Raw genomic sequence first — 17025 nt, forward strand, 5'->3', positions numbered from 1 at the left:
TTAACGCCCATACTGACCTTAAACCCAACTCCCTCAAGATGTGCCCGATGCGCCATCAGCGAACGGATGACGCCATCCTCAGCTCAGACCTTCCATGCACCGCAATAAAAGCCCAAATTCACCCCACGCATGCCACCCCAAAACCCCCGAAATTAAAATTGAACGACCGTGCTATTTTGTGTATGCTTGTTTCGCCCAAGCCCCTGAAGGCTTGTGGCAAGCGGGAATCGCGGCGGGTTTACCCTGTGCCAACCGCGCCCTCGCACCTGGCAGCAAAACAATAATTCGAGAATTCGAATCCCGAGACAACCTTTAGCAAAAGGAACCAGCATGACAGCGCAGTATCAGGTTCAGGACGGCGTAGCCGTCATCACGCTCGACAATCCCCCTGTCAACGGCCTGGGTCACAGCACCCGTCTTGGCATCGTCGAAGGCATGACCCGTGCGCTGGACGATGCCGCCGTCAAGGCGATCGTCATCACCGGCGCCGGCAAGGCATTCTCGGGCGGCGCCGATATCCGTGAATTCAATACCCCCAAGGCCATGCAGGAGCCGACGCTGCACTCGGTGATCCGCGTGCTGGAAGCCTCGTCCAAGCCGGTGGTTGCCGCCGTGCATTCGGTGGCCATGGGTGGCGGCCTGGAACTGGCGCTGGGCTGTAACTACCGCGTGGCCTCCAAGGGCGCGCAGATCGCGCTGCCGGAAGTGAAGCTGGGCCTGCTTCCCGGCGCCGGCGGCACGCAGCGCCTGCCGCGTGTGATCGGCCTCGAGGCCGCCGCCAACATGATCGTGTCCGGCACCCCGGTGCTATCCGAGAAGTTCGCCGGCACCAAGCTGTTCGATGAAATCGTCGAGGGCGACGTGCTGCCCGCGGCGGTCAAGTTCGCGCAGAACGTCGGCGCCGCCAGCGGCCCGCACCCGAAGGTGCGCGACCTGAAGGTGCGCCACGAGAACGCGGAAGGCTACCTCGGCTTTGCCCGCAACACCGTGGCCGCGATGGCCAAGAACTTCCCTGCGCCGCTGAAGTGCCTGGAAGCGGTGGCCGGCTCGCTCAAGCCGTTCGAGCAAGGCCTGAAGGAAGAGCGCGAGGGCTTCCTGTACCTCGTGACCACGCCGGAATCGCGCGCGCTGCGCCACGCCTTCTTTGGCGAGCGTGCCGCCAGCAAGATTCCCGACGTGCCCGAAGGCACCCCCGTGCGCAAGATCGAGAAGGTTGCCGTGATCGGCGCCGGCACGATGGGCGGCGGCATCAGCATGAACTTCCTGAACGCGGGCATCCCGGTCACCATCCTGGAAACCAAGCAGGAAGCGCTGGACCGCGGCGTCGGCATCATCCGCAAGAACTACGAGAACAGCGCCAAGAAGGGCAAGCTCACGCAAGAGAAGGTCGAGCAGCGCATGGGCCTGCTGAGCACCACGCTGTCCTATGACGACATCAAGGATGCCGACATGGTCATCGAGGCCGTGTTCGAAGAAATGGGCGTCAAGGAAATCGTCTTCAAGAAGCTGGACGAAGTGATGAAGCAGGGCGCCATCCTGGCTTCGAATACCTCCACGCTTGACGTGAACAAGATCGCCTCGTTCACCAAACGTCCGCAGGACGTGGTCGGCATGCACTTCTTCAGCCCGGCCAACGTGATGAAGCTGCTGGAAGTGGTGCGCGGCGAGAAGACCGGCAAGGACGTGCTGGCCACGGTCATGCAGATCGGCAAGAAGATCAAGAAGACCGCGGTGGTGTCGGGCGTGTGCGACGGCTTTATCGGCAACCGCATGATCGAGCAGTACAGCCGCCAGGCCGGCTACCTGCTGGACGAAGGCGCGCTGCCGGAACAGGTCGACAAGGCCATCGAAAAGTTCGGCTTTGCCATGGGCCCGTTCCGCATGGGCGACCTGGCCGGCAACGACATCGGCTGGGCCATCCGCAAGCGCCGCGCGGTGGACAAGCCTGAGATCCAGTACTCCAAGACCGCCGACCTGCTGTGCGAGATGGGCCGTTACGGCCAGAAGACCGGCGCGGGCTGGTACGACTACAAGGCGGGCGACCGCAAGCCGTACCCGAACCAGCAGGTCAACGACATGATCGTGCAGCACTCCAAGGACCTGGGCATCACGCGCCGCAAGATCTCGGACGAAGAGATCGTCGAGCGCCTGGTGTTCGCGCTGGTCAACGAAGGCGCCAAGATCCTGGAAGAGGGCATTGCTTCAAAGGCCTCGGATATCGACATGGTGTACCTGACCGGCTACGGCTTCCCGCTGTTCCGCGGTGGCCCGATGCTGTATGCGGACCAGGTCGGCCTGTACAACGTGGCGCTGGCCATGAAGCGCTACGCCAAGGGCTACCACGGCGAAGCCTGGCAGGTCGCGCCGCTGCTGCAGAAGCTGGCGGACGAAGGCAAGGGCTTCAATGGCTAACGTTAACGGCTAAGACGCCACGAGGGTTCAGCCAGGAGCGGCCATGAACACCACCATCGGACCGGACGATTGCCTGCTGGTGATCGACGTGCAGAACGACTTCATGCCGGGCGGCGCGCTTGCCGTGCCCAACGGGGATGAGGTGGTGCCCGTCATCAACCGGCTGGCGCGCGCGTTCGGGCATGTGGTGGTGACGCAGGACTGGCATCCGGCCGCGCACGTTTCATTCGCGGCCAACCATGCCGGCACGCAGCCGTTCCAGATGCTCACGCTGCCGTATGGCGAGCAGGTGTTGTGGCCGGTGCACTGCGTGCAGGACACCCCCGGCGCCGCGCTGCATGCGGGCCTGCACGTGCCGCACGCCCGGCTGGTGATCCGCAAGGGCCACCATGCCGACGTGGACAGCTACTCCGCCTTCCTTGAAGCGGACCGCACCACGCGCACCGGGCTGGCAGGCTACCTGCGCGAGCATGGCGTGAAGCGCGTGTTCTGCGCCGGGCTGGCGACGGACTACTGCGTGGCCTGGAGCGCGCTCGATGCGCGCGCCGCGGGCTTCGAGGCCGCGGTGATCGAGGATGCGTGCCGCGCCATCGACCTGCAGGGGTCGCTGGCCAGGGCATGGCAGGACCTCGGCGCCGCCGGCGTCGCGCGCGTGATGTCCGCGGATGTGCTCAAGGGCCAGGGCTGAACCAAAACCACCGAACTGAACGACACAAGATTCCGAGGAGCAACACATGAACGAAGCAGTCATCGTATCCACCGCACGGACCGGCCTGGCCAAGAGCTGGAAGGGCGCCTTCAACATGACCCACGGTGCCACGCTGGGTGGCCACGCCGTGCAGCACGCCATCGCCCGCGCCAAGATCGACGCGGCGGAAGTGGAAGACGTGCTGATGGGCTGCGCCAACCCGGAAGGCGCCACCGGTGCCAATATCGCGCGCCAGATCGCGCTGCGCGCCGGTTGCCCGGTCACCGTGCCCGGTGCCACCGTCAACCGCTTCTGCTCGTCGGGCCTGCAGACCATCGCCATGGCCGCACAGCGGGTGATCGCCGATGAGGGCGACATCTTTGTCGCCGGCGGCGTGGAAAGCATCTCCTGCGTGCAGCAGGAAATGAACCGCCACATGGTCCAGGAAAGCTGGCTGGTCAAGAACAAGCCGGAAATCTACTGGAACATGCTGCAGACCGCCGAGAACGTGGCCAAGCGCTACAACGTCTCGAAGGATCGCCAGGACGAATACGGCGTGCGCAGCCAGCAACGCGCCGCCGCCGCGCAGGAAGCCGGCAAGTTCAAGGACGAGATCGTGCCGATGACGGTGCTTGCCGGCGTCGCCGACAAGTCCACCGGCCAGCTGGTGACGAAGGAAGTCACCATCGACCGCGACGAAGGCATCCGCGCCGACACCACGCTGGAAGGCGTGGCCAAGATCCGCAGCGCGGTGCCGGGCGGCGTGATCACCGCCGGCAATGCCTCGCAGTTCTCGGACGGCGCCTCGGCGGCCGTGGTGATGAATGCGCGCGTGGCCGAGGCCCGCGGCCTGCAGCCGCTGGGCGTGTTCCGCGGGTTTGCCGTGGCGGGTTGCGAGCCGGACGAGATGGGCATCGGCCCCGTGTTCGCGGTGCCCAAGCTGCTGAAGAAGGCCGGCCTGAAGGTCGAGGACATCGGCCTGTGGGAGCTGAACGAAGCCTTCGCGGTGCAGGTGCTGTACTGCGCCGACAAGCTGGGCATCCCGATGGACCGCCTCAACGTCAACGGCGGCGCCATCGCGGTGGGCCATCCGTACGGCGTGTCGGGCGCGCGCCTGGTCGGCCATGCGCTGATCGAAGGCAAGCGCCGCGGCGTGAAGTACGTGGTGGTGACCATGTGCATCGGTGGCGGGCAGGGCGCAGCGGGGTTGTTCGAAGTCCTGTAATCGCCAGCGACGCCGGCGCGCTGCCGGTTTGCTCCCCTCTCTCGCTCGCGGGAGAGGGGCAGGGGTGAGGGCAGGCGGTGGCATGCCGCCGGCCCGGACTTCGTAGTACCGCCCGGCCCTCACCCCAACCCTCTCCCGCAAGCGGGAGAGGGAGCACCCACGGGGTGTATTCCAGGGTTCCGGCGGTTCGGGCAAGAAAGCTACATGAATTCGCGAGCGCCCATGCAGCGCTCCGCCTGGAGACACCATGTCGATGATCCTTTCCCGCCGCGACCTGAACTTCATTCTGTACGAATGGCTCAAGGTCGATGAACTGACCCGCATTCCGCGCTACGCCGACCACTCGCGCGAGACCTTCGATGCCGCGCTGGATACCTGCGAGAAGATCGCCACCGACCTGTTCGCGCCGCACAACAAAAAGAACGACCAGCACGAACCCGAATTCGACGGCGAGACCGTCAGCATCATCCCCGAGGTCAGCACCGCGCTGAAGGCTTTCTGCGAGGCCGGCCTGATGGCTGCCGGACAGGACTACGAACTGGGCGGCATGCAGCTGCCGGTGGTAGTCGAGAAAGCCGGCTTCGCCTACTTCAAGGGCGCCAACGTCGGCACCAGCTCCTACCCGTTCCTGACCATCGGCAACGCCAACCTGCTGCTGACGCACGGCACGCCGGCGCAGGTCGAGACCTTCGTCAAGCCGGAGATGGAAGGGCGCTTCTTCGGCACCATGTGCCTGTCGGAGCCGCAGGCCGGCTCGTCGCTGTCGGATATCACGACGCGCGCCGAGTATGAGGGCGAATCGCCGCTGGGCGCGCAATACCGGCTGCGCGGCAACAAGATGTGGATTTCCGCCGGCGAGCACGAGCTGTCGGACAACATCGTCCACCTTGTGCTGGCCAAGATCCCCGGCCCGGACGGCAAGCTGATCCCGGGCGTGAAGGGCATCTCGCTGTTTATCGTGCCCAAGTACCTGGTCAACGAGGATGGCTCGCTCGGCGAGCACAACGACGTGGTGCTGGCCGGCCTGAACCACAAGATGGGCTACCGCGGCACCACCAACTGCCTGCTGAATTTCGGTGAAGGCATGAAGTACAAGCCGGGCGGCAAGGCCGGTGCCATCGGCTACCTGGTGGGCGAGCCGCACAAGGGCCTGGCCTGCATGTTCCACATGATGAATGAGGCGCGCATCGGCGTGGGCCTGGGTGCGGTGATGCTCGGTTATACCGGCTACCTGCATGCGCTGGACTACGCGCGCAACCGTCCGCAAGGCCGCCCCGTCGGCCCCGGCGGGAAGGATGCGGCCAGCCCGCAGGTGAAGCTGGTCGAGCACGCCGATATCCGCCGCATGCTGCTGGCGCAGAAGAGCTATGTCGAGGGCGGCCTGGCGCTGAACCTGTACTGCGCGCGGCTGGTGGACGAGGAAGAAGCCGCTGCCGCCGCCGGCGACCAGGAGGCGCATGCGCGCCTGGCGCTGCTGCTCGACATCCTGACCCCGATCGCCAAGAGCTGGCCGTCGCAATGGTGCCTGGAAGCCAACAACCTGGCGATCCAGGTGCACGGCGGCTACGGCTACACCCGCGAATACAACGTCGAGCAGTTCTACCGCGACAACCGCCTGAACCCGATCCACGAAGGCACGCATGGCATCCAGGGGCTGGACCTGCTGGGCCGCAAGGTGGTGATGAAGGATGGCGCCGCGTTCAGGCTGCTGGGCGAGCGCGTGCAGGACACCATCGCCCGCGCGCTGGCCGCGGACAACGCCGAACTGGCCCAGCAGGCGCGCGCGCTCGGCGCCGCAACGAAGCGCCTTGCCGAAGTGACCCAGACGCTGTGGAGTGCCGGCGATGCCAACGTGACGCTGGCCAACGCCTCGGTCTACCTCGAAGCCTTCGGGCACGTGGTGGTCGCGTGGATCTGGCTGGAGCAGGCACTGCTGGCGCAAGCCGCGCTGGCGCAGGCGAGCGGCAAGGAGGACCAGGACTTCTATCGCGGCAAGCTGGCGGCGGCGGCGTACTTCTTCCGCTTCGAGCTGCCCAGGGTCGGCCCCCAGCTCGACTTGCTGGCATCGCTCGACCGCACCACGCTGGACATGCAGGACGCCTGGTTCTGAGCGCTGGTTCTGACCGCGTACTACATCATTCAAAGACAACCAAGGAAGAGACAACATGCGCACCATCCAGCAACTGTTTGACCTGAAGGGCAAGACCGCGCTGATTACCGGCGGCTCGCGCGGCCTTGGCCTGCAGATCGCCGAAGCACTGGGCGAGCAGGGCGCGCGTATCGTGCTGTCGGCCCGCAAGGCCGACGAGCTGCGCGCGGCGCAGGAACACCTGAAGGGCCTCGGCATCGAGGCCGACTGGATCGCCGCCGACGGCTCGCAGGAGTCCGAGATCGCGCGGCTCGCCGACGAAGCGATCGCAAAGCTTGGCCACGTCGACATCCTCGTCAACAACGCCGGCGCCACCTGGGGCGCGCCGGCCGAAGACCATCCGGTGGAAGCGTGGGACAAGGTGATGAACCTGAATATCCGCGGCCTGTTCCTGCTGAGCCAGCGCATCGGCAAGCTGTCGATGATCCCGCGCCGCTACGGCCGCATCATCAACGTGGCGTCGATCGCGGGCCTGGCCGGCAATCCGCCGGGGTCGATGGAGACCATCGCCTACAACACCTCGAAGGGCGCGGTGGTCAACTTCACCCGCACGCTGGCGGGCGAGTGGGGCGAGCACAACATCACCGTCAACGCGCTGGCGCCGGGCTTCTTCCCGTCGAAGATGACCAAGGGCTCGCTCGAGCGCATGGGCGTCGACGCGATGTGCGCCGGCGTGCCGCTGCACCGCCTGGGCGACGACGAAGACCTCAAGGGCGCTGCGCTGCTGTTTGCCAGCGATGCCGGCAAGCACATCACCGGGCAGATCCTGGCGGTCGACGGCGGCGTCAGCGCGGTCTGAGCGCGTCTGAGCGCGTCTGAGCGCGGCGTGAGCGACAGCCGGCGTTTGCGGCAATAATGCGGGATCGGCGCCGGCGGGAAAGCTGCCGCCGGCGCCTCTCCAACCCCCACTTCCACTCGCATTGCCATGAACCAGTACACCGGCTCCCTGAGCCATATCCCGTTCCTTTCTGATCTCGGCGTGACCTGCAGCCTCGCGGAAGGCGGGCGCAGCGAGATCGCGCTGCCGGTCGAAAAGCGCCACCAGAACAGCTGGGACATGGCCCACGGCGGCGTGATCATGACGCTGCTCGACGTGGCCATGGCGGTGGCCGGCCGCAGCAGCGACGCAGATGGCCGCGGCGTGGTCACCATCGAGATGAAGAGCAGCTTCATGGCGCCGGGCCGCGGCCACCTGACCGCGCGCGGCACCACCGTGCACCGCACCACTACCATGGTGTTCTGCGAGGCCGAGATCGTCGATGCCGACGGCAAGACCGTGGCGCGCGGCTCGGGCACGTTCAAGTACATCCGGCGCATGCCGCCGCAGCGCCCGGGCGAAACCGATACCGGCGCCGACGGCTGAACGCCGGCACCAGGGCAGGCGGGGCGGCTCGCGCCCCGCATAGCACTTTCCACGCAGTTTCCATCTCCCATTGGAAGGAACCCCACCATGTCCAACACGTTCAAGCGCATCGTCCTGGCCTCGCGTCCCGAGGGCGCGGTGACGCCGGCCAATTTCCGGCTGGAAGAAGTGCCAGTGCCGCAGATTGCCGACGGCCAGGTGCTGGTGCGCAACCATTACCTGTCGCTCGATCCCTACATGCGCGGCCGCATGAACGACAGCAAGTCGTATGCCGCGCCGCAGCCGCTCAATGAGGTGATGATCGGCGGCACCGTCGGCGAAGTGGTGGAAAGCAAGAACAGCAAGTTCAAGCCGGGCGACAAGGTGGTCGGCATGTTCGGCTGGCAGGAAATGGGCGTCAGCGACGGCACCGGCCTGCAGCCGGTCGATACCACGCATATCCCGCTGTCGGCCTACCTGGGCGCGGTCGGCATGCCGGGCGTGACCGCGTGGTATGGCCTGAACAAGATCATCCAGCCCAAGGCGGGCAAGACCATTGCGGTCAGCGCCGCGTCGGGCGCGGTCGGCAGCGTGGTGGGACAGCTGGCCAGGCTGGCCGGCTGCCGCGCGGTCGGCTTTGCCGGCGGCAAGGACAAGTGCGACTACGTGGTCAATGAGCTGGGCTTCGACGCCTGTATCGACTACAAGGCGGCGAAAGACCCGAAAGAGCTCTACACCATGCTCAAGGAGGCCACGCCCGACGGCATCGACGGCTATTTCGAGAACGTCGGCGGCGAGATCTTCGACGCCGTGCTGTCGCGCATGAATGCCTTCGGCCGCATCGCCATGTGCGGCATGATCGCCGGCTATGACGGCCAGCCGCTGCCGCTGAAGAACCCGCAGCTGATCCTGATCTCGCGCCTGACCATCGAGGGCTTTATCGTCTCAGAGCACATGGACGTGTGGCCGCAGGCGCTGAAGGAGCTGGGCACGGCGGTCGCGCAGGGCAAACTGAAGTTCCGCGAGAGCATTGCCGAAGGCCTGGCGAGCGCGCCTGAAGCCTTCATGGGCCTGCTCAAGGGCAAGAACTTCGGCAAGCAGCTGGTCAAGCTGGTCTGAGCGCAGCACCGGCACGCTGCGTTCCCACGGGGCGTGCCGCGCAGGACAACGCAGGCAAGACAAGAGGAGGAGACACCCATGAATGCCCCGCAAGTTCCGCAAGTCCGGCAAGGCACAAGCGACGATATCGGCGCCGGCTTGCCTGAAGAGGTCAAGGCCCGCTACCGCAACCTGCCGCGGCCGCCGCAGTTCGCCACCGTAGGCGAGGAGCGCCTGCATCGCAAGCAGCGCCTGGCCGCCGCCTTCCGTCTGTTCTCGAAATTCGGTTTCGACGAGGGCGTGGCCGGACATATCACCGCGCGCGATCCCGAGTTTCCCGACACGTTCTGGGTCAATCCGTTCGGCGTGCATTTCAGCCAGGTCAATGTCTCCAACCTGATCCGCTGCGACCACCACGGCGACGTGGTGGAGGGCGACTACCCGGTCAATGCCGCGGCCTTTGCGATCCATTCGCGCGTGCATCAGACCCGTCCCGACGCGGTCGCTGCCGCGCACTCGCACAGCACCTATGGCCGCGCCTGGTCGACGCTGGGCCGCCCGCTCGACGCGCTGACGCAGGACGTGTGCGCGTTCTACAACGACCACGCGGTCTATGACGATTTCGGCGGCGTGGTGGTGGAGCTGGACGAGGGCCAGCGCATCGCCAACGCGCTCGGGCAGAACAAGGCCGCGATCCTGCAGAACCACGGCCTGCTGACGGTCGGCAAGACCGTGGATGAAGCGGCGTGGTGGTTCATCACCATGGAACGTTCCTGCCAGGTGCAGCTGCTGGCCGAAGCGGCCGCCGCGCGCACGCAGGCGCCGCTGAAGGTGATTGCCGACGCTGCCGCACGGCAGGCGTATTCGATCGTCGGCACCGCGCAGGCGGGCTGGTTCCAGTTCCAGCCGCTGTATGCGCGCATCGTCAAGGAACAGCCGGACCTGCTGGACTGAGCGGCCGCCGCAAAGCGTTGCAATGCGGCCGCCGCATGGCGGCCATCCCTGCAGTCGATCCACAACCGTGAGGTGGCACGCATGGCAGACATCATCCTTCACCAGTACGCAACCTCGCCGTTCTCGGAAAAAGTACGGCTGCTGCTGGGCGCCAAAGGCCTGGCGTGGCAGGCGGTGGAAATTCCCGCCATCCTGCCCAAGCCAGATCTGCTGGCGCTGACCGGCGGCTACCGTCGCACGCCGGTGATGCAGGTCGGCGCCGACATTTACTGCGACACGGCACTGATCTGCGAAGTCATCGACATGCTGGCGCCGTCACCGCCGCTGTATCCACCCGCGCAGGCCGCGGCGGCGCGAGTGATGGCGGCCTGGTTCGACAGCGCGCTGTTTACCGCTGCGGCGACCTACGTGTTTCAGCCGGCCGGCGTCGCCAGCATGCTGGGCCATCTGTCGCCAGCGCAGATCCAGGCCTTTGTCTCCGACCGCAAGGCCATGCGCGGCGATACCAATGCGCTGCGCATGCCGCTGCCCGAGGCCACCGCGCAGCTGCACGAGACCTTTGGCAGGGTCGAAGCGCAGTTCGCCGCGGGCGTGGAGCATGTCGCCGGACCATTGCTGTCGGTGGCGGACTTCTCGCTGTACCACAACCTCTGGTTTATCCGGCGCGCCGGCGCGCTGGCGCAGATGCTGGAGGCCTATCCCAGGCTGCAGGCCTGGTATGCGCGCATGAATACCTTCGGCCACGGGCGTCCGCGCGTGATCGATGGCGAGCTGGCCATCGGCATGGCGCGCAGCGCGGATCCGGTTGCGCTCGAAGAAGGCGTGCGCGAGGGCGAAGGCCTGCAGCCGGGCGACCCCGTCACGGTCACGCCCAGCGACTACGCGCGCGACCCCGTGGCCGGCGTGCTGCTGGCGCTGGGCCCGCACCGCGTCACGCTGCGCCGGCAGGACCCGCGCGCGGGCGCGCTCAACGTGCATTTCCCGCGGCAGGGCTACCAGGTGCAGCGCGCCGCCTGAACCGGCGCTGCGCCGCTGCGCGCGGCAATTCCTCCAATTGATTTCACGCGACAGGACAGACGACATGAAGGATTTTTCCAACAAGGTAGCCGTCATCACCGGCGGTGCTTCGGGGTTCGGCAAGGAATTCGCCCGCATCGGGGCGGATCTCGGCATGAAGCTGGTGCTGGCCGACGTGCAGGAAGACGCCCTGGACGCGACCGTGGCCGAATTCAAGGCGCGCAACGTGCCGGTGATCGGGCTGCGCACCGACGTGTCGCGCGCCGAGCAGGTGCAGGCGCTGGCCGACGCGGCGATGGAGGCGTTCGGGCAGGTCAACCTGCTGTTCAACAATGCCGGCGTGGGCGCCGGCGGACTGCTCTGGGAAAACTCGCTGCAGGACTGGGAATGGGTGCTCGGCGTCAATCTCTACGGCGTGATCCACGGCGTGCGCATTTTCACGCCGCTGATGCTGGCCGCCGCGGAAAAGGACCCGTCGTACCAGGGCCATATCGTCAACACCGCGTCGATGGCGGGCTTGCTCAACCCGCCTGCGATGGGCGTGTACAACGTGTCCAAGCACGCGGTGGTGTCACTGTCGGAATCGCTGTACCAGGACCTCGGCCTGGTCACGGAGCAGGTGCGCTGCTCGGTACTGTGCCCGTACTTCGTGCCCACCGGCATCAGCCAGTCGCAGCGCAACCGGCCCGCGGAGCTGGCCAACCAGGCGCCGCCGACGCGCTCGCAGCTGGTGTCGCAGGCGCTGTCCGACAAGGCCGTCGGCTCCGGCAAGGTGACTGCTGCCGAGGTCGCGCACAAAACCTTCGATGCCATCCGCGCCGATAGCTTCTATATTTATTCGCATCCGCAGGCACTGGCGCCGGTGCGCCAGCGCTTCGAGGACATCGTCGGGCCGCGCAACCCCGGCGATCCCTTTGCCGACAAGCCCGAAGTCCGCGCGGGCCTCGTGGCCGCGCTGCGCGGCTGACACGCCAGAGCCACCAACGAGGAGCCACGCACATGGAGACCACCATGGCCGCCCCCGCCGTGATCCGGCACCTGCAATACGCCAGCCTGTCCAACGGCACCCGGCTGCACTACGCCAGCGCAGGCGAGCGCGGCAAGCCGCTGATGCTGTTCGTGCACGGATTTCCCGAGTTCTGGTACGAATGGGAAGCCCAGCTGGCCGAGTTCGGGCACACGCACTTCGCCGTCGCGCCCGACCTGCGCGGCTACAACCTTTCGAGCAAACCGGGCGACGTGGAGTCCTACCGGCCGCGCCATATCGTGGAAGACCTGGTGCAGTTCATCGGTGCGCTGGGCTATGACCAGGCCATCGTGGTGGCGCACGACTGGGGCGGCGCGATCTGCTGGAACCTGGCGATCCAGTTCCCTCAACTCGTGCGCCAGCTCGTCATCATCAACTCGCCGCACCCGTACCTGTTCGCGCGCGCGCTGGCCACCGATCCGGAGCAGCAGGCCGCCTCCGCCTACATGAACTGGCTGCGCAAGTCCGGTTCGGAAAAGGCATTGGCCGCCAACGACTTTGCGCTGCTGGACCGCATGCTGGCCGAGGCCGACGGCAAGCCGGCCGCATGGTACACGCCGGAGACACGCGAACGCTACCATGCCGCGTGGTCGCAGCCTGGCGAAGAGGGCGTGCATCCGCTGACCGGCGGCGTCAATTTCTACCGCGCCTCGCCGATGCGGCCGCCGGGGGACGGCGAGGCGGGGCCGGATCTGTCGCAGCTAGATCCGGCCAGGTTCGTTGTCCGCGTGCCGACGCTGGTGATCTGGGGCGAACGTGACCGCGCCTTGCCGAAATCGCTGCTCAATGGCCTGGAGGACTTTGTCACGGACTTGCGCCTGGAGCGCATCCCGGACGGTACCCACTGGGTCATCCACGAGCAGCCGGAGCATGTCAATCTGCTGATCCGCAGCGCATTGCCAGCGGGTTAGTACCGCCATGCGGTGACACAACAAGATCGGAAAGGAGACGGGCCTGCGCCCCGGGTTCTGGCGCAGGCCCCGCCGCACGCCCGCCGCAAGCGTCAGGCCAGGCGCTCGCGGTACAGCCGGTAGTTCTCGTCGTCGAAGCAGACGAAGGTCACCTGTTCGATCTCGGGCGCTGCCGCCAGCGCTTCGCGCACCGCGGCGATGGCGATATCCGCCGCGCGCTCGCGCGGAAAGGCGTAGATGCCCGTGCTGATGTTGGGGAAGGCGAGCGTGCGCAGGTGATGCTGCGCGGCCACGCGGATGCTGTTGCGGTAGGCGTTGGCGAGCTGTTCGTCCTCGCCCTGGCCGCCGCCATGCCAGACCGGGCCAACCGCGTGGATCACGTACGGCGCGGGCAGGCGCCCGCCCGTGGTGATGACCGCCTCGCCGGTGGGGCAGCCGCCCTGCGCGTCGCGGATCGCGCGGCAGGCCTCCATGATGGCGGGGCCGCCGGCCCCGTGGATGGCGCCGTCGACGCCGCCGCCGCCCAGCAGCCCGCTGTTGGCTGCGTTGACGATGGCATCGACTTCCATCCGGGTGATGTCGCCATGGACTACCTGCAGGTGCTCGCCGGTCATGTCGTCTCCTGGTTTGAGAGCGCACCCGCCGCGGTGCCGGCGGGCCACATTGCTGCTATGCACTACATGGATTGCTCAAGCATACGCCGATAATCTGCCGCGCTGGCCTCTTTCGGGTTGGTCTTGTGGCAATGGTCGGCCAGCGCGCCGGCGATGACCTTGTCGAACATGTCCTCCGTGACGCCCATCTGGCGCAGGCCGGTGGGCAGGCCCAGGCGTGCCGTCATGTCGTGCACGGCCTGCGCGATATCGGCGCCGTCGGGCAGATGCATGGCGCGGCGCAGGCGCGCATAGCGGTCGTCGCGCACGACGGTGGGCGCGTCGGCGTTGAAGCGCAGCACCGCCGGCATCACCACCGCGTTGAGCGTGCCGTGATGCAGGCCGGTGCGGCCGTCGATCTTCAGCCCGCCCAGCGGGTGCGACAGCGAATGCACGCAGCCCAGCCCCTTCTGGAAGGCCATCGCGCCCTGCATCGATGCGCTCATCATGTTCAGCCGCGCATCGCGGTCCTGGCCGTCGCGGGTGGCGCGCTCGATATGGGTCCAGCCGCGCTCCAGGCCGTCCAGCGCGATGCCGTCGGCGGGCGGGTTGAAGGCAGGCGCCAGGTAAGTCTCGATGCAGTGCGCGATCGCGTCCATGCCGGTGGCCGCGGTCAATCCGGCAGGCAGGCCCAGCGTCAGCTCCGGATCGCAGATGGCCGACTTGGGCAGCAGGTGCCATGAATGGAAGCCCAGCTTGCGCCCGTCGTCCAGGATGATGATCGCGCCGCGCGCCACTTCGCTGCCGGTGCCCGAGGTGGTCGGCACGGCGATCAGCGGCGCGGCCTGGTCGGTGATCTTGCCGCTGCCGCCTTCGATGGTGGCATAGGTGGTCAGCTCGCCCGGATGCGTGGCGAGGATGGCGATGCCCTTGGCCAGGTCGATCGACGATCCGCCGCCAACGGCTACCAGCCCGTCGCAGTTGGCTTCGCGGTATTGCTCCGCGGCCTTGCGCACCATCGCCTCGGTCGGGTTCGACGGGGTCTCGTCGAATACCGCGACCGGCAGGCCCTGCATGGCGTCGATGGCGCGCTGCGCCACGCCGGCGGCAACCACGCCCTTGTCGGTGACCAGCAGCGGACGGCGGATGCCGATGCGCTCGCATTCCGACTTGAGCAGGCTTACCGCGCCGAAATCCAGGTGGATGTGGGTCAGATAGTAGATGAACGCCATATTTGCTTGTCTCCTGCAGGGATCTGCCGCGAACCGGGGTCCGGATAAGGCACTGGCCAGGCGCGCCGCCTTCGGTTTCAATGGGTTGTCGGAGCCCCCGCGCCGCGCGTCAGCCGATCATCGCGCAAAAACTGGCCGCGTGGCAGGCTGACATGGGGCTGTCGGGGTTATCTCGTACTGCGTCGTCTCAGAAACATCTGGCATCATACTGAAATCGAACGATCGTTCACTATTCGAACTTCCACCGATGCGGGCAGCGTCCACGAGACGCTCGCCATTGCAGCCGAAGCGCAGGTTTAACTGATTTTTCATGTCCGCCGTACCATCCTCCGTCAACCAAACGCCCGGCCTGCCGTCGGCTCCGCTCGACCCGCAGGTGGCACAGCTGCTGGAACTGATCGCCCGTGCCAAGCGGCCGCCGATCCATGCCCTGGACCCGGAGGACGCCAGGATCGCCTACGAGAAGAGCGCGCCGATCCTCGACATCAGCCCGCTCGCCGTGCACGCGACCGAAGACCTGCACGTGCCCGCGCGTGACGGCCATGCCATCCCGGCGCGGCTGTACACGCCGCGCGAGGCCAGCTGGGCCGAGCCGTTGCCGCTGCTGGTGTACTTCCACGGCGGCGGCTTTACGGTCGGCAGCGTCAATTCGCACGATGCATTGTGCCGGCTGCTGTGCGGGCAGGCCGATTGCATGGTGTTGTCGGTGGATTACCGCCTCGGGCCGCAATGGCGCTTTCCAACCGCCGCCAACGACGCATTCGACGCGCTGCACTGGATCTTTGCCGAGGCCGGGCGGCTGGGTGCCGACCCGGCCCGCATCGCGCTGGGCGGCGATAGCGCCGGCGGCACGCTGGCCGCTGCCAGCGCCGTGGAGGCGCGCAACGCGGGGCTCGCGCCGGTGCTGCAGATGCTGCTGTATCCCGGCACCTGCGCGCGCCAGGACACGCCATCGCATCGCGCGCTGGCCGAGGGCTATCTGCTGACCGCCGAGATGATCCGCTGGTTCTTCGCGCAGTACCTGGACCAGGAAGCCAGCCGCGACGACTGGCGCTTCGCCCCGCTGGACGGCGGTGGCAGCGGTGCCGACGTGCGCAATGTGTGCCCGGCCTGGATCACCGTGGCGGGCTACGACCCGCTGCATGACGAAGGCGTCGCCTACGCCGCCAAGCTGCGCGCCGCCGGCGTGCCGGCCACGCTGGCGGACTACCCCGGCATGATCCATGATTTCTTCAAGCTGGGCCGGTTCGTGCCGGCGGTGGCGCAGGCACATGCCGATGCCGTCGCCGCGCTGCGAGCCGCGTTCGGCCTATCCTGACAACACGCAGCACCGACCTTTCCAGCAGTGACTTGCAGCACAAGGAGACCTAGTCAAATGCAACGCCGCCAATTTATCGCCCGCGCGGGCCTCGCCGCCGCCACCGCAGCCATCGGCCTGGCCGCCATGCCTGCCCAGGCGCAGGCAGACAAGTTCCCGCAGCGCCCGATCCGCCTGGTGATCGGCTATACCGCCGGCGGCTCCACCGACATCCCGTTCCGCGTCCTGGCCGAGAACGCTTCCAAGATCCTGGGCCAGCCGGTGATCGTCGAGAACAAGCCCGGCGCTGGCGGCGTGCTGCCCGCGCAGATGATGCAGGCCACCGCGCCCGACGGCTACACGCTGGCGCAGGTCGCCATGCCGGTCTATCGCCTGCCGTACACCACCAAGATCAACTGGGACCCGGTCAAGGACCTGAGCTACATCATCAACCTGGCCGGCTATTCGTTCGGCCTGGTGGTGCCGGCCGATTCGCCGATCAAGACCATGCAGGAGTACGTCGCCTACGCCAAGGCCAATCCCGGCAAGCTGACCTACGGCTCGCCGGGCAGCATGACCACGCTGCACCTGACCATGGAAGAGCTGGCGCTGAAGCAGGGCGTGCAGTTCTCGCACATCCCGTACAAGGGCAATGCCGAGTCGATGCAGGCGCTGCTGGGCGGCCACGTGATGTCGGTGGCGGACACGCCAGCCTGGGCGCCGTACGTGGAGCAGGGCAAGCTGCGCCTGCTGTCGACCTGGGGCGAAAAGCGCTCGGCGCGCTTCCCCAATGTGCCGACGCTGAAGGAACTGGGCATGGGCATCGTGCAGACCTCGCCGTTCGGCCTGGTCGCGCCCAAGGGCACCGATCCGAAGATCGTGCAGAAGCTGCATGACGCCTTCAAGAAGGCGATGGAAATGCCCAACTACCGCGAATCGCTGGCCAAGTTCGACATGGAGCCGTTCTACATGAACAGCCAGCAGTACTCGCAGTTCGCCGCCGAAACCGTCAAGAAGGAAAAGGCGATCATCGAGAAGCTGGGCCTGGCCAAGCCGCAGTAAGCCAGCGCCAGACGCATT

Annotated in this window: 15 protein-coding genes; 13 read left to right on the forward strand and 2 right to left on the reverse strand. The window is 66.8% G+C overall.

From position 1 onward, the window contains the following. The first annotated feature begins 330 nt into the window (after positions 1-330). From K309_RS0120665 to K309_RS0120715, 11 genes are all read left to right on the forward strand, one after another. The gene (locus K309_RS0120665) at positions 331-2412 is read left to right on the forward strand and encodes a 3-hydroxyacyl-CoA dehydrogenase NAD-binding domain-containing protein (RefSeq protein WP_029048191.1); all 2082 of its coding nucleotides are present in this window, start codon (positions 331-333) and stop codon (positions 2410-2412) included. Between the two features lie 43 nt (positions 2413-2455). Continuing rightward, complete coding sequence (gene pncA, locus K309_RS0120670; RefSeq protein ID WP_029048192.1) at positions 2456-3100, forward strand: bifunctional nicotinamidase/pyrazinamidase; 645 nt, start codon at positions 2456-2458, stop codon at positions 3098-3100. A gap of 46 nt (positions 3101-3146) precedes the next feature. Beyond that, a complete protein-coding gene (locus tag K309_RS0120675) occupies positions 3147-4325 on the forward strand; it encodes an acetyl-CoA C-acyltransferase (RefSeq protein ID WP_029048193.1) in 1179 nt (392 codons plus the stop codon). A 247-nt stretch (positions 4326-4572) separates the two neighbouring features. Beyond that, complete coding sequence (locus K309_RS0120680) at positions 4573-6435, forward strand: acyl-CoA dehydrogenase (RefSeq protein ID WP_029048194.1); 1863 nt, start codon at positions 4573-4575, stop codon at positions 6433-6435. 55 nt (positions 6436-6490) lie between these two features. After that, positions 6491-7273, forward strand: coding sequence for an SDR family oxidoreductase (locus K309_RS0120685; RefSeq protein ID WP_029048195.1), 783 nt, complete (start codon positions 6491-6493; stop codon positions 7271-7273). 126 nt (positions 7274-7399) lie between these two features. Continuing rightward, positions 7400-7837 carry a PaaI family thioesterase gene (locus K309_RS0120690; RefSeq protein ID WP_029048196.1) on the forward strand — a complete coding sequence of 146 codons (438 nt, stop codon included), beginning with the start codon at positions 7400-7402 and terminating at the stop codon, positions 7835-7837. An 87-nt stretch (positions 7838-7924) separates the two neighbouring features. Next, entirely contained in the window at positions 7925-8935 is a 1011-nt protein-coding gene (locus K309_RS0120695) for an NADP-dependent oxidoreductase (protein ID WP_029048197.1), read from the forward strand. A gap of 78 nt (positions 8936-9013) precedes the next feature. After that, entirely contained in the window at positions 9014-9868 is an 855-nt protein-coding gene (locus K309_RS0120700; RefSeq protein WP_029048198.1) for a class II aldolase/adducin family protein, read from the forward strand. A gap of 81 nt (positions 9869-9949) precedes the next feature. Continuing rightward, on the forward strand, positions 9950-10885 hold the full coding sequence (locus K309_RS0120705) for a glutathione S-transferase family protein (RefSeq protein ID WP_029048199.1): 936 nt from the start codon (positions 9950-9952) through the stop codon (positions 10883-10885). Positions 10886-10949: 64 nt separating this feature from the next. Beyond that, positions 10950-11852 (forward strand): SDR family oxidoreductase, encoded by a 903-nt coding sequence (locus K309_RS0120710; protein WP_029048200.1) that lies wholly within the window; start codon positions 10950-10952, stop codon positions 11850-11852. Positions 11853-11884: 32 nt separating this feature from the next. Further along, positions 11885-12823, forward strand: coding sequence for an alpha/beta fold hydrolase (locus K309_RS0120715; protein ID WP_029048201.1), 939 nt, complete (start codon positions 11885-11887; stop codon positions 12821-12823). Between the two features lie 92 nt (positions 12824-12915). Here K309_RS0120715 and K309_RS0120720 read toward each other — a convergent pair whose 3' ends face one another. Further along, positions 12916-13437, reverse strand: a complete 522-nt coding sequence (locus K309_RS0120720; RefSeq protein ID WP_029048202.1) for an O-acetyl-ADP-ribose deacetylase — start codon at positions 13435-13437, stop codon at positions 12916-12918. Positions 13438-13499: 62 nt separating this feature from the next. Next, the gene (gene gbd / locus K309_RS0120725) at positions 13500-14648 is read right to left on the reverse strand and encodes a 4-hydroxybutyrate dehydrogenase (RefSeq protein WP_029048203.1); all 1149 of its coding nucleotides are present in this window, start codon (positions 14646-14648) and stop codon (positions 13500-13502) included. Between the two features lie 310 nt (positions 14649-14958). Between gbd and K309_RS0120730 the strand changes: the two genes are divergently transcribed. Both K309_RS0120730 and K309_RS0120735 read left to right on the forward strand, forming a co-directional pair. Beyond that, entirely contained in the window at positions 14959-15966 is a 1008-nt protein-coding gene (locus K309_RS0120730) for an alpha/beta hydrolase (protein ID WP_051320528.1), read from the forward strand. A gap of 57 nt (positions 15967-16023) precedes the next feature. Then, positions 16024-17007 (forward strand): tripartite tricarboxylate transporter substrate binding protein, encoded by a 984-nt coding sequence (locus tag K309_RS0120735; protein WP_029048205.1) that lies wholly within the window; start codon positions 16024-16026, stop codon positions 17005-17007. Positions 17008-17025: the final 18 nt, after the last annotated feature.

The sequence above is a fragment of the Cupriavidus phytohabitans genome (genome assembly GCF_000426345.1).
Classification (GTDB): Bacteria; Pseudomonadota; Gammaproteobacteria; order Burkholderiales; family Burkholderiaceae; genus Cupriavidus.